The 17,355-nt window shown below is 74.7% G+C and carries 16 protein-coding genes; 13 read left to right on the top strand and 3 right to left on the bottom strand.

Translation table 11 applies throughout. From position 1 onward, the window contains the following. Positions 1-13 precede the first annotated feature (13 nt). The 6 genes from AC4MBH_RS15245 to AC4MBH_RS15220 all read left to right on the top strand — a co-directional run bounded on the left by AC4MBH_RS15245 (position 14) and on the right by AC4MBH_RS15220 (position 6,582). Positions 14-967, top strand: coding sequence for a GlxA family transcriptional regulator (locus AC4MBH_RS15245; protein ID WP_491795763.1), 954 nt, complete (start codon positions 14-16; stop codon positions 965-967). An 88-nt stretch (positions 968-1,055) separates the two neighbouring features. Then, a complete protein-coding gene (locus tag AC4MBH_RS15240) occupies positions 1,056-1,508 on the top strand; it encodes a hypothetical protein (protein ID WP_491795762.1) in 453 nt (150 codons plus the stop codon). Then, on the top strand, positions 1,505-1,777 hold the full coding sequence (locus tag AC4MBH_RS15235; RefSeq protein WP_491795761.1) for a hypothetical protein: 273 nt from the start codon (positions 1,505-1,507) through the stop codon (positions 1,775-1,777). The genes AC4MBH_RS15240 and AC4MBH_RS15235 overlap by 4 nt, the downstream gene beginning before the upstream one ends. Positions 1,778-1,862: 85 nt before the next feature. Continuing rightward, positions 1,863-3,818, top strand: a complete 1,956-nt coding sequence (locus AC4MBH_RS15230; RefSeq protein ID WP_491795760.1) for a M13 family metallopeptidase — start codon at positions 1,863-1,865, stop codon at positions 3,816-3,818. Positions 3,819-3,839: 21 nt separating this feature from the next. After that, on the top strand, positions 3,840-5,375 hold the full coding sequence (locus AC4MBH_RS15225) for a TerD family protein (RefSeq protein ID WP_491795759.1): 1,536 nt from the start codon (positions 3,840-3,842) through the stop codon (positions 5,373-5,375). Positions 5,376-5,385: 10 nt separating this feature from the next. Continuing rightward, the gene (locus tag AC4MBH_RS15220; protein ID WP_491795758.1) at positions 5,386-6,582 is read left to right on the top strand and encodes a TerD family protein; all 1,197 of its coding nucleotides are present in this window, start codon (positions 5,386-5,388) and stop codon (positions 6,580-6,582) included. Between the two features lie 9 nt (positions 6,583-6,591). Here AC4MBH_RS15220 and AC4MBH_RS15215 read toward each other — a convergent pair whose 3' ends face one another. Beyond that, a complete protein-coding gene (locus AC4MBH_RS15215) occupies positions 6,592-7,068 on the bottom strand; it encodes a group II truncated hemoglobin (RefSeq protein WP_491795757.1) in 477 nt (158 codons plus the stop codon). Between the two features lie 35 nt (positions 7,069-7,103). Between AC4MBH_RS15215 and abmR the strand changes: the two genes are divergently transcribed. Further along, positions 7,104-7,637, top strand: a complete 534-nt coding sequence (abmR, locus tag AC4MBH_RS15210; RefSeq protein WP_491795756.1) for an ATP-binding transcription factor AbmR — start codon at positions 7,104-7,106, stop codon at positions 7,635-7,637. 5 nt (positions 7,638-7,642) lie between these two features. Here abmR and AC4MBH_RS15205 read toward each other — a convergent pair whose 3' ends face one another. Then, the gene (locus tag AC4MBH_RS15205) at positions 7,643-7,861 is read right to left on the bottom strand and encodes a hypothetical protein (RefSeq protein ID WP_491795755.1); all 219 of its coding nucleotides are present in this window, start codon (positions 7,859-7,861) and stop codon (positions 7,643-7,645) included. A 117-nt stretch (positions 7,862-7,978) separates the two neighbouring features. On the opposite strand from AC4MBH_RS15205, the gene AC4MBH_RS15200 reads away from it, so the two are divergent. From AC4MBH_RS15200 to AC4MBH_RS15175, 6 genes are all read left to right on the top strand, one after another. Further along, the gene (locus AC4MBH_RS15200; RefSeq protein ID WP_491795754.1) at positions 7,979-10,090 is read left to right on the top strand and encodes a RecQ family ATP-dependent DNA helicase; all 2,112 of its coding nucleotides are present in this window, start codon (positions 7,979-7,981) and stop codon (positions 10,088-10,090) included. A gap of 26 nt (positions 10,091-10,116) precedes the next feature. Beyond that, entirely contained in the window at positions 10,117-10,992 is an 876-nt protein-coding gene (locus tag AC4MBH_RS15195) for an LLM class flavin-dependent oxidoreductase (protein ID WP_491795753.1), read from the top strand. Between the two features lie 20 nt (positions 10,993-11,012). Then, complete coding sequence (locus tag AC4MBH_RS15190) at positions 11,013-12,149, top strand: hypothetical protein (RefSeq protein WP_491795752.1); 1,137 nt, start codon at positions 11,013-11,015, stop codon at positions 12,147-12,149. A 61-nt stretch (positions 12,150-12,210) separates the two neighbouring features. Next, the gene (locus AC4MBH_RS15185) at positions 12,211-13,245 is read left to right on the top strand and encodes an NAD(P)H-dependent amine dehydrogenase family protein (RefSeq protein WP_491795751.1); all 1,035 of its coding nucleotides are present in this window, start codon (positions 12,211-12,213) and stop codon (positions 13,243-13,245) included. Between the two features lie 90 nt (positions 13,246-13,335). Then, entirely contained in the window at positions 13,336-16,071 is a 2,736-nt protein-coding gene (locus tag AC4MBH_RS15180; protein WP_491795750.1) for a DEAD/DEAH box helicase, read from the top strand. After that, positions 16,071-16,769: an SWIM zinc finger family protein gene (locus AC4MBH_RS15175; RefSeq protein WP_491795749.1), complete on the top strand. Its 699-nt coding sequence runs from the start codon at positions 16,071-16,073 to the stop codon at positions 16,767-16,769. Before AC4MBH_RS15180 ends, AC4MBH_RS15175 begins: the two co-directional genes overlap by 1 nt. 23 nt (positions 16,770-16,792) lie before the next feature. Here the strand turns inward: AC4MBH_RS15175 and AC4MBH_RS15170 are convergent, their stop codons facing one another. Continuing rightward, entirely contained in the window at positions 16,793-17,353 is a 561-nt protein-coding gene (locus AC4MBH_RS15170; protein ID WP_491795748.1) for an SACE_7040 family transcriptional regulator, read from the bottom strand. Positions 17,354-17,355: the final 2 nt, after the last annotated feature.

Below are 17,355 nucleotides of genomic sequence, written 5' to 3'. Positions count from 1 at the left end.
GATCGGGCCAACGATGCGGATCGCCGTCCTCGCCTTCGACGGCATCACCATGTTCCACCTCGCCGCGCCGCTGCTGGTCTTCGGCGAGGTGGGCCGGCAGGGACTGGCCGCGGGCTGGGACCCGGTCGTGTGGACCCAGGACGGCCGCGGGGTCCGGACCGCCGAGGGTCCGCGGGTGGACGACGTCCGCGGTCCCGAGGCGGTCGACGACGCCGACCTGGTGGTGCTGCCGTCCTGGCCGACCGACCTGCCGCCCGCCGGGGACGCGCTGGTCGGCAGGATCCGCGCCGCGCAGGCGCGGGGGAGCCAGGTCGCGGGCCTGTGCCTGGGCGCCTTCCCGGTGGTCGACAGCGGCCTCCTCGACGGTCGCGACGTGGTCACCCACTGGGGCGCGGCCGACGAGCTCGCCCGGCGGCGACCCGGGGTGCGGGTCAGCCCGGCCGCGCTCTACGTCGACCACGGCGACGTCCTCACCTCGGCCGGCACCGCCTCGGCGATCGACGCCTGCCTGCACATCGTCCGCTCCCACCTCGGCTCGGCTGCCGCCGCGACCGTCGCGCGCCACCTCGTCGTCGCCCCGCACCGCGACGGCGACCAGGCGCAGTACGTCGACCGCCCGATGCCGCAGCCCGGCGGCGTGGGGCACCTCGGCCCGACCGTCGACTGGGCGCTGGCCCACCTCGACCACCGGCTCACGGTCGACGACCTCGCGGCCCACGCCCGGATGAGCCGGCGCAACTTCACCCGCCGGTTCGCCGAGGTCACCGGGACCACCCCCGCCCGCTGGGTGCTGGCCCAGCGCCTCGACGAGGCCCGGCGCCTGCTGGAGACGACGACCTGGCCGGTCACCGGCATCGCCGCGGCGTGCGGGTTCAGCAGCGTCGTGACGTTCCGGCAGAACTTCGTCGCGACGTACGCGACCACCCCGACGTCCTACCGGCAGCGGTTCGCCCCCCGCCCGACGTGACCGCGCCGGTGCCGTGGCGTGCGCGGATACGCTGGGGTCCGGTCGACGCCGCCTCGCCGGCCGGCGTCGAAGCCACACCGGAGGAATCGTGCTCGGTCCGAACCACCCCCGGGGCCTGGTCGCCCTGACGGTGGCGGGGCTGGTGGCGGCCGTGCCGGCCGTCGTCCTCGTGGCCATGCTGGCCACCGGCAACGCCACCGACGTCGGCGGCGTCGCGGTGCTGGCGCTGTGCAGCGGGTGCGGCCTCTATGCGCTGGTCGACGTCCTCCGCGGGGTCGAGGACCCGGCGGAGCCCGCCGCCGGGCCTGTCGCACCGGCGCGTCACCCGCTAGCGGTCGTCGGCCTGACCTTCGTCGCCCTGGCCATGGGCACCCTCGCCGTCGCGGTCGTGATGTCCCTGGTCGGCGACCGGCTGCGCGGCAACGCCGTGGGTGCCGAGATCGTCGTCGGGCTGCTGGTGGTCGCGGCCGCGACGCTCACCGGCGTGGCGGTGCGAGCGCTGGGTGCCGGCCCACGCGGGAATCGGGGAGCGCGCAGGTGAGCACCATCTCGGGCCGACTGGACCGACGCATCGAGCGCGAGCACGTCGGTTCGGATCTCGACGAGGCCCGACGGCTGGTCTCGGGTGCCGCCGACTCCGAACGCGTGCAGGCGGCGGTCGTCGTCGCCGCGCACGGGGACCTCGACGAGCTCCGGGTCCAGGCCCGCCTCGCCGCTCTCGACTGGCGCGACGTGCTCGTGAACGGTGGGCTGGCGGACGCAGACTGGCGCGACCGGCTGGACGCGGAGCTCGGCCGCCACACCCCCTGACCGGCGTCGGCCCTGCGCGTCGACCCGCCACCGGCCATACCCTGGACGGTAGGTGCGCGCGGGTCGTGCGGATACTGTCGCCGACGTGAGCATCCTTGACGACGCCCGCGAGGGCATGGACCTCGGCACCCGCCCCCAGGACGACCTGTTCGGCCACGTCAACGGACGTTGGCTGGAGACCGTGGAGATCCCCAGCGACCGCTCGAGCTGGGGACCGTTCGTGCAGCTGGCCGACGCGGCCGAGGCCCACGTGCGCGAGATCATCGAGTCCCTGGCGGCCGACCCGTCGACCGGGTCCGACCCCGACGACGCCCGCAAGATCGGTGATCTCTTCGCCTCCTTCATGGACACCGACGCGATCGCGGCGCGCGGCACCGAGTCGCTGCGCCCGGTCCTCGACGCGGTCGGTGCGCTGCGCGACGTGCGCGACCTGGCGGCGTTCCTCGGCGAGCTCGAGCGGATCGGCGGGCACGGCCTGTTCGGGTCCTACATCGACAACGACGACAAGGACTCCGACCGCTACGTCGTCAACCTGTTCCAGGGCGGGCTCGGGCTGCCCGACGAGTCCTACTACCGCGACGAGAAGTTCGCCGACAAGCGCGCGGCGTACGTCGACTACCTGGTCCGGCTGCTCACCCTCGGCCGGCACGAGGACGCCCCGGCCGCGGCCGCCACGATCCTCGAGATCGACACCAGGATCGCGGCCGGCCACTGGGAGCGCGCCGAGACCCGCGACGTGCAGAAGACCTACAACCTGATGACCTACGACGAGCTCGTGGCGCTCTGCCCGAGCTTCGACTGGGACGCCTACGCCCGCAACCTCGGCGGCACCCGGGAGACCATCGCCGAGGTCGTGGTGCGGCAGCCGTCGTTCTTCTCCCACCTCTCCACGGTGCTCGACGAGGTGCCGATCGAGGACTGGAAGGCCTGGCTGCTCAGCCACGTGCTGCGCTCGGCGGCGGCGTACCTCACCGACGACTTCGTCGAGGCCAACTTCGACTTCTACGGCCGCACCCTCAACGGCACCCCCGAGCTGCGGGCGCGGTGGAAGCGCGGGGTCGGCTTCGTCGAGGGCGCGATCGGCGAGGCCGTCGGCAAGGAGTACGTCGCGCGCCACTTCCCGCCGACCTCCAAGGCGCTGATGGACGAGCTGGTCGACGACCTGCTGGCGGCCTACCGCTCCTCCATCGAGCAGCTCGACTGGATGACCGACGCCACCAAGGAGCGGGCCTACGACAAGCTGGCGACGTTCCGGCCCAAGATCGGCTACCCCGACCGGTTCCGCGACTACTCCGCGCTGACGGTCGACCGCGGCGACCTGCTCGGCAACGTGCACCGCGCCTCGGCGTTCGAGACCGACCGCCAGCTGGCCAAGATCGGCTCGCCGGTCGACCGCGACGAATGGTTCATGCTGCCGCAGACCGTCAACGCCTACTACAACCCCGGCACCAACGAGATCTGCTTCCCGGCCGGCATCCTGCAGAAGCCGTTCTTCGCCCCCGACGCCGACCCCGCCGAGAACTACGGCGGCATCGGCGCGGTCATCGGCCACGAGGTCGGCCACGGGTTCGACGACCAGGGCGCGCAGTACGACGGCCAGGGCAACCTCAACGACTGGTGGACCCCGGCCGACAAGTCGGCGTTCGAGCTGAAGTCGAAGGCGCTGGTCGAGCAGTACGACGGGTTCGAGCCGCGGGCGCTGCCGGGCGAGAAGGTCAACGGCTCGCTCACCGTCGGCGAGAACATCGGCGACCTCGGCGGGCTGACCATCGCGCTCAAGGCCTACGCGATCAACCGCGCCCGGCACGGCGCCGAGGTCACGCAGCAGGGACGCGAGACGCTGTTCCTGAACTGGGCCTTCGTGTGGCGCACCAAGCGGCGGCCCGAGCAGGAGCAGCAGTTCCTCACCATCGACCCGCACAGCCCGCCGGAGTTCCGTGCCAACATCGTGCGCAACCTCGACGAGTTCCACGAGGTCTTCGCCACCACGGAGGGCGACGGCCTCTGGCTCGACCCCGCCGACCGCGTCCGGATCTGGTAGTCCGAGAAGAGGAGTTTCCCCATGGTCACCCAGCTCAGCAAGGGCGCCAACGCCCCGTTGCCCCACGCCCCGCTGCGGGTCGAGGTGCGCGCCGGCGCCCCGCTCGACCTCTCGGCGCTGCTGGTCACCGCTGCCGACCGGGTCCGCTCCGACGCCGACTTCGTGTTCTTCAACCAGCCGGCCGCGCCCGGCGTCCGGCTCGACCGCGGTGGCATCGAGGTGGACCCCGCCCAGGTGCCGCCCGACGTCGAGAAGGTGGTGGTGGTCGCCAGCGTCGACGCCACCCCCGGTACGCCGTCGACGTTCGGCGCGGTCGGGCTGGTGGTCACCGCCGTCTCCGCCGGCGGCCAGGACGTCGTGCAGTTCGCGCCCGACGGCCTCGGCGCCGAGACCGCGGTGATGCTGGTCGAGCTCTACCGCCGCCCGACGGGCGAGTGGAAGGTCCGCGGCGTGGGCCAGGGCTGGTCGAGCGGCCTGGCCGGCATCGCCACCGACTTCGGCGTCAGCGTGCTGGGCGACGCGGCACCGCCGCCCGCGGGCGCTCCCGGTACGCCGCCGCCCGCGCCAGCCGCGCCGCCGGCCGCGCCGCCGGCCGCCCCGCCCGCGGCCCCTCCCGCCGCGCCGGCCGGGGGCTTCGGCCAGCCCCAGCAGGGCGGGTTCGGCCAGCCGCAGCCGGGCTACGGTGCCCCGCCGGCCCCGCACCAGCCGGCCCCGCACCAGCCGCACGTCCCGCAGGCCCCGCCGGCAGCCCCGGCGCCGGCCCCCGGGTTCTTCCAGCCGCCGGCCGCGCCGAGCCACGGCGCCCCGCCGCCCGCCGGACCGCCGCCGGGCTACGGCCAGGCGCCCCAGCCGGCCTACGGGCAGCCGCCGCAGGGCCAGCCGGCGTACGGGCAGCAGCCGGGCCACCCGCAGCCCGGCTACGGCCAGGCGCCGCCGGCCGCGCCCGCGGCGTACACGCTCGACCACGGCACGGTGAACCTGCGCAAGGACCAGACCGTCAACCTCGCCCGCGGCGGCACGCCCTACCTGCAGCGGGTGATCATGGGCCTCGGCTGGGACCCGTCGCCGGGCTACGGCCGGATCGACCTCGACGCCTCGTGCATCGCGCTCGGGTCGGGCGGCAGCAAGCGCGGGATCTGCTGGTACAACGACAAGTCGGAGTTCCGCGGCGCGATCCGGCACTCCGGCGACGACACGACGGGTCACGGCGGCGGCGACGACGAGCTGATCTTCGTCGACCTGCAGGCCCTCCCGCGCGACGTCGAGGCGCTGGTCTTCAGCGTCAACTCCTACTCCGGGCACCGGTTCACCGACGTGCGCAACGCCTGGTGCCGGCTCGTCGACGACGGCAGCCGGTCCGAGCTGGTGCGCTTCGACCTCGGCACCAGCGCCCCCAGCACCGGCGTGATGATGGCGATGGTGCACCGCAGCGGCCCGGGCTGGGCGATGACCGGCGTCGGGATCTTCCAGGACGGCCGCACCGTCAAGGACATGGTCGGCGCCGCCGGGCAGCTGTGGCGCAGCCAGGCGGCCGCGCTCAACCGCCCGTCCTGGTGAGCGTCCCCCGATGACGGCACTCGCGAAGGGCACCAACGCACCGCTGAGCGGCGGGCCGGTCGAGGTGTCGGTGGGGGCGGCCGGCCTGGACGTCTCGGCGCTGCTCGTCACGGCCGCGGGCCGCGTGCGCGACGACGCCGACTTCGTCTTCTACAACCAGCCGACGGGTCCCGGGGTCAGCCTCCGGGGCGCCGTCGTGATCGTCGACCCGGCCGCGGTCCCCGCCGACGTCGAGCGGGTCGTGGTGGTGGCGAGCGTCGACGGTGCCACCGGCGCGCCGGCCACCTTCGGCGACGTCGGCCCGGTCGTGGTCACGCTGAGCGGTCCGGGCGACCGGGCGACGTACGACGTCGAGGGCCTCGGCGGCGAGACGGCGGTCAAGCTCGTCGAGGTCTACCGCCGCCAGGACGGCTGGAAGGTCCGCGCGGTCGGTCAGGGCTGGGCCTCGGGGCTCGCGGGCATCGCCACGGACTTCGGGATCAGCGTCGCCGAGGAGCCGGGCACGCCTCCGCCGCCTCCGCCGCCTCCGCCGTCCCCCGCGCCGGGGTCCCTGACTCCGCCGCCGCCGCCCCCACCGCCCCCGCCGCCGTCCGCGCCGTCGGCGCAGAAGCTCACCCTCGACAAGGGCGGGGTCTCGCTGCGCAAGGGCCAGACCGTGTCGCTGACCAAGCAGGGCGCACCCCCGCTGACCCAGGTCGTGATGGGCCTCGGGTGGGACCCGGTGGCCGGGAGGCGCTCCATCGACCTCGACGCCTCCTGCATCGCCCTGGCGGCCGACGGCCGCAAGCTCGACACGGTGTGGTTCATGGGCAAGAAGGCGTTCAAGGGCGCGATCCGGCACTCGGGCGACAACCTGACCGGGGCCGGTGCGGGCGACGACGAGCAGATCCGGGTCGACCTCGGCGCGCTGCCGGCCGACGTCGCGGCCCTGTTCTTCACCGTCAACTCCTTCCAGGGCCAGACCTTCGACGCGGTCAAGAGCGCCTTCTGCCGGCTGGTCGACGGGACCTCGGGGGCCGAGCTGGTGCGCTTCGACCTCGGTGGCGCGCAGGCGCGCACGGGCGTGCTGATGTGCGTCGTCTTCCGCAGGGCGTCTGCCTGGGAGATGTCCGCGCTCGGCGAGTTCGTCGACGGCAAGACCGTGCGGGCGATGATCGCCCCGGCGGCAGCGCTCTGGCGCGAGCGCGCGGCGACGCTCCTGGCGTGACGCGTCGGCTCAGCCCTGCCAGGGCGGGGCGACGCCCCACCCCCAGCGAGGCACGGGCGCGGCGGTGACCACCGGCGCGCCCGGCTGGGAGTTGCCCATGGCCAGGCGCGTGCCCCACTCGACGTAGCCGAGGACGGCAGCGCGGAACTCCGGGTCGTCCGGCAGCCCGGCGTCGTCGGCCGCGAGGCTCATCGTGGCCACGAACCGGTGCCGCTGCTCCGGCGTGATCGCGAGGCCGCGGTGGTGGTCGAGCATGGTGGGGTAGCCGCCCATCCGGTCGGTGTAGGCGGTCGCGCCGCCGAGCACCTCGCACCACCACGCGGCCACCCGCTCGCGGTGGTGCTCGGTCACCCCGCCCGGGAAGAACCCGGTGAGCAGCTCGTCGCGCTCGACGCGGTCGTAGAACGCGTCGATGAGCCGGCGTACGGCGGTGTCGCCGCCGGCCCACTCGTGCAGGGTCGGCAGGTCGGGCTCGTCCACGGCCATCGGTCCTCCTAGGGGGTGCGTGTAATCATGTAATCATGACAACGGACGAGACGGTAGAGCGAGTACGGGGCTGGTTCACGGGTCGGCTCCCCGAGGCCTGGGTGGCGACCCCGCCCCGGGTCACGGTCGACCGCGAGGAGGTCACCGTCGTGCTCGGCATCGGCGACGTCGACCTCGACGACGGGGTGTCGGACGTCGAGCGGTCGGCAGCGCGGGCGGGCCGGGCCAAGGCGTTCCGCGAGGACACCCGGGACGCCCGGATCGCCATCGCGCGCGAGGCCGAGCGGCGCTTCGAGCGCACGGTGTCGTGGGGCGTCGTCGTCGGCACCGACGACGAGGGGCACGAGGAGCTGTGGACGCACGCGTCGGTCCCGGTGATGACCCGCCTCAAGCAGCCGCAGCGCATCGTCCTCGACACGCTCGTCGAGGCCGGCGTGGCGCGCTCGAGGTCCGACGCGCTCGGGTGGTGCGTGCGCCTGGTGGCCCAGCACGAGGACGACTGGCTCGCCGAGCTGCGCACCGCGATCGAGTCGGTCGCCGACGTACGCCGGCGCGGCCCCGCCGCCTGAGCGGGTCAGCGCACGACGACGGCCAGCACGGGGCGGTGCTGGCCGGCGTGCTGCTCGGCGCGGGTGCGCAGGCCGCCGCGGCGGCGGACGGCGTTGGTCACGAAGACCACGTGCTCGCGCTCGGGGAGCGAGGTCGGGGCGTCGGTGCGCAGCGGCGCGGCGGGCGCGGGAGCGGGCAGCTCGTGGAGGGTCACGGAGGAGCGGGAGGGCGTGGTCTGGCGCATGCCGACACTGTGCGCGACCGCCCTTTCGGAATCCTCTGGGAATCCTGTGGAACCGGCGCGGGCGCCGGCCTGTGGAGGACGTGCCGGCCTGTCGGGGCCCGCTGGTAGACAGGCGGCATGTCCCCGACCACCGCGCCCGACCTGACCGCCGGCACGACCCGCGACGCCGCCGAGGCCCACCTGCGTGCGCTCGTCGGTCGTGACGACGCCGTCCTGCGGGACGACCAGTGGACGGCGATCGAGGCGCTCGCGGCCGGGCGGCGCCGGGCCCTGGTGGTGCAGAAGACCGGCTGGGGCAAGTCGGCGGTCTACTTCGTCGCCACCCTGCTGCTGCGCACCCAGGGGGCCGGCCCCACGGTCATCGTCTCGCCGCTGCTGGCGCTGATGCGCAACCAGATCGCGGCCGCCGAGCGCGCCGGGATCCGCGCGGTGACGATCAACTCGACCAACCTCGAGCAGTGGGACGAGACCCACCAGGCCATCGCCGCCGGCGAGGTCGACGTCCTCCTGGTCAGCCCCGAGCGGCTCAACAACCCCGGGTTCCGCGACGAGGTGCTGCCGCGGCTCGCGGCCACCTGCGGGCTGCTCGTGGTCGACGAGGCCCACTGCATCAGCGACTGGGGCCACGACTTCCGCCCCGACTACCGCCGCATCCGCACGCTGCTCGGCGACCTGCCCGACGGCATCCCGGTGCTGGCGACCACCGCCACCGCCAACGCCCGCGTCACCGCCGACGTCGCCGAGCAGCTCGGCACCGACACCCTGGTGCTGCGCGGCTCGCTCGACCGCGAGTCCCTGCGCCTCGGCGTCGTCCGGCTGAAGACGGCCCAGCAGCGCCTGGCGTGGCTCGCCGACCACCTGGCCGAGCAGCCCGGGTCGGGCATCGTCTACTGCCTCACCGTCGCGGCCACCCACGAGGTCGCCGACTACCTCCGCTCGCGCGGACACGAGGTGGCGGCCTACTCCGGCCAGACCGAGACCACCGAGCGCCTCGCCCTCGAGGAGGCGCTCATCTCCGGGCGGGTCAAGGCCCTGATCGCCACCAGCGCGCTCGGCATGGGCTTCGACGCCACCCTCGGCTTCGTGGTCAACCTCGGGGCGCCGCAGTCGCCGGTGGCCTACTACCAGCAGGTCGGCCGCGCCGGCCGCGGCGTGCCCGCCGACCCGGGCGCGGCCGTCGTCCTGCTGCCGGCGCTGGAGGACCGCGACATCTGGGCCTACTTCGGCTCGCTGTCGTTCCCGCCCGAGCCGCTGGTGCGCCAGACCCTCCAGGTGCTCACCGACGAGGGCAGGTCGATGTCGACCGCCACCCTCGAGACGCGGGTCGAGCTGAGCCGCACCCGGCTCGAGCAGATGCTCAAGGTGCTCGACGTCGACGGCGCCGTACGCCGGGTCCGCGGCGGGTGGGAGGCCACCGGCCGCGACTGGACCTACGACGAGGAGCGCTACCGCCGGGTGCGTGAGGCCCGAGAGCGCGAGCAGCAGGCGATGCTCGACTACCTCGCCACCGACGTCTGCCGGATGCGCTACCTGCGCGAGCAGCTCGACGACCCCGACGCCACCGACTGCGGGCGCTGCGACAACTGCGGCGGCATGGTCCTCGACACCACGGTCTCCGAGGCGGCGGTGTCCGAGGCCGAGGAGCGGTTGGCCCGTCCCGGCACCCCCGTCGAGCCGCGCAAGATGTGGCCCACCGGGCTGAAGTCGATCGGCATCGACCTCACCGGCAAGATCAAGGAGGGCGCCGAGGAGGGCCGGGCCGTGGCCCGGCTCACCGACCTCGGTCACGGCCAGGCGCTGCGCGACCTGTTCCGCGACGGCGCCGGCGACTCTCCGGTGCCGCCCGGCCTGGCCCGCGCGCTGGTCGAGGTGCTGATGGACTGGCGGCCCCAGGTCGACGGCATCGTCGTCGTCGAGTCCGTCCGCCGCCCGGCCCTCACCGACGACCTGGCGGCCAACCTGTCGCGGTTCCTGAGGAAGCCGGTGCTGGGTCGCTACGCCGTGGTCGACCCCGAGGTCGAGCCCGGCCGCGGCCAGATGAACTCGGCCCAGCGGGTCGCCGCCGTCGGACGGCGCTTCTCCCTCGAGCTCGACGACCCCGTCGACGGGACCACCGTGCTCCTCGTCGACGACCAGGTCGTCACCGGCTGGACCCTCACCCGGGCCGCCGTCGCGCTCCGCTCGCGTGGCGCCGCCCGGGTGCTGCCGCTGGTCCTCGGTCTCGGCTGAGCCCTGGGCGGGCCTAGGCTCGCGGCATGCGCTTCGGGATCACGCTGCTGACCGACCTCCCCTGGACCGAGGCCCGGCCGCGGTGGCAGGCGGCGGAGGAGATGGGGTTCGACCACGCCTGGACCTACGACCACCTGGTCTGGGGCGGGCTGCCCGACGCGCCGTGGACCACGGCGACCCCGGTGCTCGGCGCGGCCGCCGAGGTCACCCAGACGATCGGGCTCGGCACCCTCGTCGCCTCGCCCAACTTCCGTCACCCCTACCTGCTCTTCCGCGACGCCCAGGCGCTGGAGGACCTCAGCGACGGTCGGTTCCTGCTCGGCGTCGGCACCGGCGGCAACCTCGACGCCGAGGTCCTCGGCGAGGAGGCGCTCAGCGTGCGGGAGCGGGTCGACCGGTTCCAGGAGCTCGTCCGGCTGCTCGTCGACCTGCGCGACGGCGACCACGTGACCAGCGCCGGGCGGTGGTTCTCGACCAGCGACGCGCGCACGCTCCCGCCGCTGCGGCGCACGCCGCTGCTGGTGGCGGCCAACGGCCCGCGCTCGCTGCGCTTCGCCGCGGCCACCGGCGACGGCTGGGTGACCACCGGGCCGACCGTGGAGACCGTCGAGGAGTGGTTCGCCGGGCTCGCGACGTCGGCCGCGACCTTCGAGGAGGCGCTCGCCGCGTCGGGGCGCGGACCCCTGCCGCGCTACCTGCTCACCGACTCGGCTCCCTACCGCGAGGGCACCGGCCGCTTCGCGCTGACCAGCGTCGCGTTCTTCGAGGAGGTGGCCGGGCGGGCCGCCGAGCTCGGGTTCACCGACCTGGTGACGCACTGGCCGCGCCCCGACTCGCCGTACCAGGGCACCGAGGACGTCCTGCACACCGTCGCGGCGGAGGTATTGCCTCGCTGGCGCTGACATCGCCCTACAGTCCGCCCATGACCACTGCTCCCACCCCCTACCCCCACCACCCGCCCGCTCCGGCGACCGCGGCCGTGCCGGTGGCCCGGCCCTCCCGACGGCGGCGCGACAGCGTCGCGATCGCCCTCGGCGTCGCGCTGCTCAGCGCCGCCGTCGTCATCTCGACCGTCAACAGCCGCAAGGACGGCGACCTCGACTGGTCCAACTACGGCGTCGGCATCGCCGCCACCCTCGGCCTCCTGCTCGTCGGCCTCGCCGCCCGCGCGCTGGTCCGGCACGACGGTGCCCGCCACGACCTGATCTCGTGGCCGATGGCCTTCGGCGCCGTCGGTGCCGGGCTGATGGTCATCATCGCCCTCGACGACGCCGACGTGACGGTCTACCTCGCCGGTGCCGTCGTCGTGGCCCTGGGCGCGGCCGGTTACGTGCTGGCGCCCAGCGCCCCGCCCGTGGTGGCCGCGGTGGTCGGCCTGTTCCTGCTCTACGGCGAGGCGTTCAGCGACCTGGTCGACTTCGAGGCGGCCGAGGACAACGGCTTCATCACCTTTGCCGTCGCGGTCTTGGTCTTCGTGCTGCTGGTGACCGCGGCCGCCTGGGTGCTGCGCCCGGCCCGGGTCGTGGTCGGGGTGGCCGTCGGGGCCTTCGCGGTGCTCGCCTACGCCGGCATCATGACCGCGATCGGGGTCGCCGCCCTGTTCGGTGCCTTCTTCGCCGACATGTCCGGCGACATGACCGGCGACGCCTCCGCCGTCGGCGTCGGCTCCAACAACGAGTACGACAACGACGTCTGGGTGACCCTCGCCCTCGCCGCCGTGCTGGTGGCGGTGTGGCTCGTCGCCGGCTACCTGACCGACGCCCCCGGCTTCAAGGTGCTGGTGGTCGCGATGACCGCCGTCGTGCTGCCCGCCGCCATCGCGGTGCTGGCGATCGAGCACCCGAGCTGGTGGGGCCTGGCCGTCGGCCTGCTCGGCGGCCTGGTGCTCGTCGCGATCGGCCTGCGCGCCCGCAGCGAGCGCGACGACACGCGCGACGACACCGCGATCCACCCGACGGACGGACCCGGCGCGGGTGCGCCGGGTGCGCCGTCGTACCAGGCGCCGCCGGAGACCCAGCCGCTGCGGCAGGAGCCGCCGCGGCCGCCGTACACCGGCTAGCCGCGAGCGGCGTCCGGCCCAGAGGTTTGAGCGAAACTAGAACACGTTCTAACCTCCGGGCATGACCCTGCGCGTGATCCAGTGGACCACCGGCAACATCGGACGCCGCTCGCTCGCCGCGATCATCGCCCGGCCGGACCTCGAGCTGGTCGGCGTCTACGCGCACGGCGCCGACAAGGTCGGCAAGGACGCCGCCGAGCTGTGCGGGCTCGACACCCCGACCGGCGTCGTCGCCACCGCCGACGTCGCCGCGCTGCTCGCGCTGCGGCCCGACGCCTGCTGCTACAACCCGTTGTGGCCCTCGGTCGAGGAGCTGGTGACCCTGCTCGAGAACGGGGTCAACGTGTGCACCAGCGCCGCGTGGATCACCGGGGGCAAGCAGGCGCCGGAGGACCGCGCCCGCATCGAGCGGGCCTGCGAGACCGGGCGGTCCTCGATCTTCGGGTCGGGGGCGCACCCCGGCATGACCAACCTGGTCGGGATGGTGCTGAGCGGGTCGTGCGAGCGGGTCGAGGAGATCCGGATCACCGAGTCGGTCGACTGCTCGACGTACGAGTCGGCCGGCACCCAGGTCGCGATGGGGTTCTCCCAGGACCCGGCGACACCCGGGCTCGCCGAGTCGGTGCGCCGCGAGAGCGAGGTGTTCGCCGAGTCGGCGGCGATGATGGCCGACGCGCTCGGCGTCACGCTCGACCGGACCACCTTCGACGTCGAGTTCACCGCCGCCACCGGCGACTCCGACCTCGGCTTCATGACGATCCCGGCCGGCACCGTCGCCGGCGTGATGGGCTACCACCGCGGCTGGGTCGGTGACCGCAACGTCGTCAGCGTCGGGTTCAACTGGACGATGGGCCAGCACGTCGTACCGCCGAAGCCGCTCGCGCACGGCCATGTGGTCCAGGTCTTCGGCGTGCCCAACATGCGCACGGTCATCCACTGCCTGCCGCCCCGGGACTGGGACGAGGGCGTCATGGACCTGGGCATGATCTACACCGCGATGCCCGTCACCAACGCCGTGCCGGCGGTCGTCGCCGCCCGCCCCGGCATCGTCACGCTCGCCGACCTGCCGCCGATCACCGGGCGGGTCGCGGTCTAGGGGGTCTCGGGGGCCCCAGGGGGCCGGCCGGGAACTCGCCGTCGGTGCCGGTCGTTACGGTCGGAGTTCCCCCGTCACCCGAGGAGGCCCGTGAGCTTCGTCCCGGTCACCGGCGTCGCTACCTTCCGTGCCGCCGAGCCGCCCCGCGAGAGCGTGGTCGAGTTCAGCGACGACCGGCGCACGGTCGCGCTCCCGATGCGGGCGGCGCTGCCGGTGCTGACCCGGGTCCGCGGCCGCGACGACGTCCACCCCAGTGTCGGACTGCTGGCCGGCGCGGCGCTGCTCGGCATGCGGCTGGTCGCCGACGGCAAGTTCCGCCCCGACGACGGCGCCTGGCGGATCGCCGCGCTCGACGACCGCGACACCGAGCGGGTCGCGCTGCTCGCCGGGTCGCGGGCCCACGACGACCTCGACGCCGTCGACGCCACCACCCTGGTGCGCCAGGTCCTCGACGCCATCGCCGACACGATGCCGCGCAGCGCCCCCGTGGCCCCGGCCCCCCGTCGTACGACGCCGCCCCGGGCCGCACCCGTCCCCTCCGTCGAGGGCTTCGCCGAGCGGCTCCAGGCCCGGATCGCCCGGCACCGCGCCGCCGCCGACCGCGCCGACCTGCCGCAGCTGGTGCGCATCTCGCTGCGCGTCGAGGCCGACGAGGAGGAGCTGGTCGCCGGCGCCGTCCGGGTGGTGCTGCAGGTGCACGACGAGCAGGACCCGCTCCACCTGTGCGACGCGGCGCTGCTGTTCACCTCCGACGCCGAGACGCACGGCTTCGGCGAGCGCGCCCGCACCCACGCCAGCATCGCCCTGCGCGCGGCGGCCGAGGTGTGGCAGCCGCTCGAGCGCCTGCTGGCGCTGCGCGTGCCCGACGAGATCACCCTCGACACCGACGAGCTGGTCAGCCTGCTCGACGGCGGCGTCGCGGCGCTCGGCGAGCGCGGGGTCGACGTGATGTGGCCGCGGGCGCTGGGGCGCGACCTCACGTCGTCGGCCGTGCTCGACGCCGCGCCCCGCGCGCCCGCCGGCGGCACGGGCGGGGTGGTGCGGGAGGAGCCGCTCAACCAGCCGCTGCTCTCCACCGAGACGCTGTTCAGCTTCCGCTGGCAGCTGGCGCTGCACGGCGACCCGCTGACGCCCGAGGAGATGGACCAGCTGGCCCAGGCGGCGTCGCCGATCCTCCGGCTCCGCGGCGCCTGGACCGTCGTCGACCCCGCCACCGCGCGCCGGGCCCGCAAGCGGCTGATCCGCACGGTCAAGCCGGTGCAGGCCGTGGCGGCCGCGCTCACCGGCGTGGTGGAGGCCGAGCCCGACACCGACACCTCGGTGGTCGTGGGTGCGTCGCTGCTGCGGGTGCGCGAGCAGCTGCTCGCCGCCGCGACCCGCGACCCGGTCGAGCCGCCCGCCGGGCTCCACGCCCACCTGCGCGACTACCAGCGTCACGGCCTCACCTGGCTGGCCGACCTCACCGCCCTCGGTCTCGGCGCCTGCCTGGCCGACGACATGGGCCTCGGCAAGACCGTCACCCTGATCGCGCTGCACCTGCACCGGGTCGAGGCCGGCGCGACCGGTCCCACGCTCGTCGTGTGCCCGGCCAGCCTGCTCGGCAACTGGGAGGCCGAGGTGCGTCGCTTCGCCCCCGGCGTCGACGTACGCCGCTTCCACGGCACCCAGCGCGACCTCGACGGCGCCGTGCAGGCGGGCGGGTTCGTGCTGACCACCTACGGCACGATGCGGGTCGGCAAGGACGAGCTCGCGGCGGTGCCGTGGGACCTCGTCGTCGCCGACGAGGCGCAGCACGTGAAGAACCCCGCCTCGTCCACGGCCCGGGCGCTGCGCACCATCCCGAGCGCGGCCCGGGTGGCGCTCACCGGCACGCCCGTGGAGAACAACCTCACCGAGCTGTGGGCGATCCTCGACTGGGCGACCCCCGGCCTGCTCGGCAGCCGCAACGCCTTCCGCAAGGCCTGGGCCGGGCCGATCGAGTCGGGCCAGGAGCCCACCAAGGCGGCGCAGTTCGCCGACCTCGTCACGCCGTTCCTGCTGCGCCGTCGCAAGTCCGACCCCGGCATCGCCCCCGAGCTGCCGCCCAAGACCGAGACCGACCACCCGCTCACGCTCACGCGCGAGCAGGTCGTCCTCTACGAGGCGTTCGTGCGCGACACGATGGCGCGCATCGAGCGGGCCGACGAGGACGCCCGCCGCGGCCTCGTGCTCGCGCTGCTCACCGGCCTCAAGCAGATCTGCAACCACCCGGCGCAGTTCCTCAAGCAGTCGGGGGCCGTGCGGCTGGGCGGCCGCTCCGACAAGCTCGACCTGCTCGACGAGCTGGTCACCACCGCGGTCGCCGAGGGCGGGTCGGTGCTGGTCTTCACCCAGTACGTCGCCATGGCCCGGCTGCTCGAGTCCCACCTCGGCCGGGCCGGGGTGCCCCACCAGCTGCTCCACGGCGGCACGCCCGTGCGCGAGCGCGAGGCGATGGTCGCCCGGTTCCAGGCCGGCGAGGTGCCGGTGTTCCTGCTGTCGCTCAAGGCCGGAGGCACCGGTCTCAACCTCACCCGGGCCGACCACGTCGTCCACGTCGACCGCTGGTGGAACCCCGCGGTGGAGGAGCAGGCCACCGACCGCGCCTACCGGATCGGCCAGACCCGCCCGGTCCAGGTGCACCGGATGATCATGCGCGGCACCGTGGAGGAGAAGGTCGCCGAGCTGCTCACCCGCAAGCGCGCGCTCGCCGACGCCGTCCTGGGTCGCGGCGAGGCCGCGCTGACCGAGCTCGACGACCGCGAGCTGCACGACCTGGTGGCGCTGCGGCCCGACGGGAGGCGCTGATGAGCGCCACCGTGGTCGCGCACCCGCCGGTCGCGCCCCGGCGCGGCGCCGCGCGGGCGACCACCTGGTGGGGCCGGGCGTGGGTGCGCGCCGTCGAGGAGGCGGCGTACACCGAGACCGACCTGCGGCTGGCGCGGTCACTGGCCCGCGGCGGCGCCGTCGGCGGCATCTCGCTCACGGCCGGCCGCATGGTCGCCGCCGTCGCCGACGAGCACGGCCTGTTCACCGTTGACGCCCGGCTGCCGGTGCTCGACGCCGAGGGCGTGGCGACGGTGGTGGAGGTGGTGGCCGCCGAGGCCGGCCGGATCGGGTCGCTGCTGGCCGGCGACCTCCCGCACACCCTGGTCGAGCACGCCGACGAGGCCGGCGTCGAGCTGCTGCCCTACGGCACCGAGCTCGAGTGCACCTGCACCTGCGTGGGCTGGCTCGACCCGTGCCCGCACGGCCTCGCGGTGCTCTCGCAGGTCGCCTGGCTGGTCGACGCCGACCCGCTGGTGCTGCTCCACCTGCGCGGCCTGGCCCGCGACGACCTGCTCGCCCGGCTGCACGCACGCACCGTCGTCGACCACCCCGTCGACGACCCCGACGACCTCGACGCCGCGACCCTCGACACCGCGCTCGACGCGGCCGCCCGCGCCGCGCGGCTGCTCGAGCTGCTCGACCGCGACGCCCCCGGCGGCGTCGAGCACCTGCTCTGAGGGCGGTGGCCGAGGGGCGCCGATCAGCCGAGCAGCGCCCGGGTCGCCATCGTGACCAGCAGGTCGTGCATCGCTCCGTCGGGCAGCAGCCCGCTGTGCGGGGTGGAGTTGATCAGCCCGAACGCCGCGTGCGCCTGGGCCCGGGCGGCGTCGAGGGTCAGGCGCGTGTCGACGCGGCGCAGCTGGGCGGCCCACAGGTCGACGTACGCGCGCTGGAGCGAGCGCACCTGCTCGCGGGCGTCGCCGGGCAGCGACGACCAGTCGCGGTCCTGGACGACGATCAGCGCCTGGTGGCGCAGCGCGAAGTCGACGTGCCAGTCGACCAGCGCGGCCACCGCCGCGCGGGGGTCGGCGGCGTCGGCCACCCGCTCGCGCCCGATCGAGAGCAGCTGCTCGCTGATCGAGACCAGCATCTCGGCCAGGACGGCGTCCTTGGACGCGAAGTGCTTGTAGAGCGCGGGTCCCGAGATGCCGCAGGCGGTGCCGAGGTCGGAGACCGAGACGCCGTGGAAGCCGCGCCGGGCGAACAGCTCGGCCGCGGTCGCCAGGATCTGCTCGCGGCGGCTCAGGACGGTCTCGGTCACCG

This window comes from Nocardioides sp. WJ219 (genome assembly GCF_058559815.1).
This window is presented reverse-complemented; position numbering and strand designations above follow the sequence as displayed.

What these genes read in the sequence shown, in the direction of transcription:
- AC4MBH_RS15245 (WP_491795763.1), top strand. Translation starts at nt 14, where the DNA reads ATGCGGATCGCCGTCCTCGCCTTCGACGGCATCACCATGTTCCACCTC.
- AC4MBH_RS15225 (WP_491795759.1), top strand. Translation starts at nt 3,840, where the DNA reads ATGGTCACCCAGCTCAGCAAGGGCGCCAACGCCCCGTTGCCCCACGCC.
- AC4MBH_RS15220 (WP_491795758.1), top strand. Translation starts at nt 5,386, where the DNA reads ATGACGGCACTCGCGAAGGGCACCAACGCACCGCTGAGCGGCGGGCCG.
- AC4MBH_RS15215 (WP_491795757.1), bottom strand. Translation starts at nt 7,068, where the DNA reads ATGGCCGTGGACGAGCCCGACCTGCCGACCCTGCACGAGTGGGCCGGC.
- abmR (WP_491795756.1), top strand. Translation starts at nt 7,104, where the DNA reads ATGACAACGGACGAGACGGTAGAGCGAGTACGGGGCTGGTTCACGGGT.
- AC4MBH_RS15205 (WP_491795755.1), bottom strand. Translation starts at nt 7,861, where the DNA reads ATGCGCCAGACCACGCCCTCCCGCTCCTCCGTGACCCTCCACGAGCTG.
- AC4MBH_RS15200 (WP_491795754.1), top strand. Translation starts at nt 7,979, where the DNA reads ATGTCCCCGACCACCGCGCCCGACCTGACCGCCGGCACGACCCGCGAC.
- AC4MBH_RS15195 (WP_491795753.1), top strand. Translation starts at nt 10,117, where the DNA reads ATGCGCTTCGGGATCACGCTGCTGACCGACCTCCCCTGGACCGAGGCC.
- AC4MBH_RS15190 (WP_491795752.1), top strand. Translation starts at nt 11,013, where the DNA reads ATGACCACTGCTCCCACCCCCTACCCCCACCACCCGCCCGCTCCGGCG.
- AC4MBH_RS15185 (WP_491795751.1), top strand. Translation starts at nt 12,211, where the DNA reads ATGACCCTGCGCGTGATCCAGTGGACCACCGGCAACATCGGACGCCGC.
- AC4MBH_RS15175 (WP_491795749.1), top strand. Translation starts at nt 16,071, where the DNA reads ATGAGCGCCACCGTGGTCGCGCACCCGCCGGTCGCGCCCCGGCGCGGC.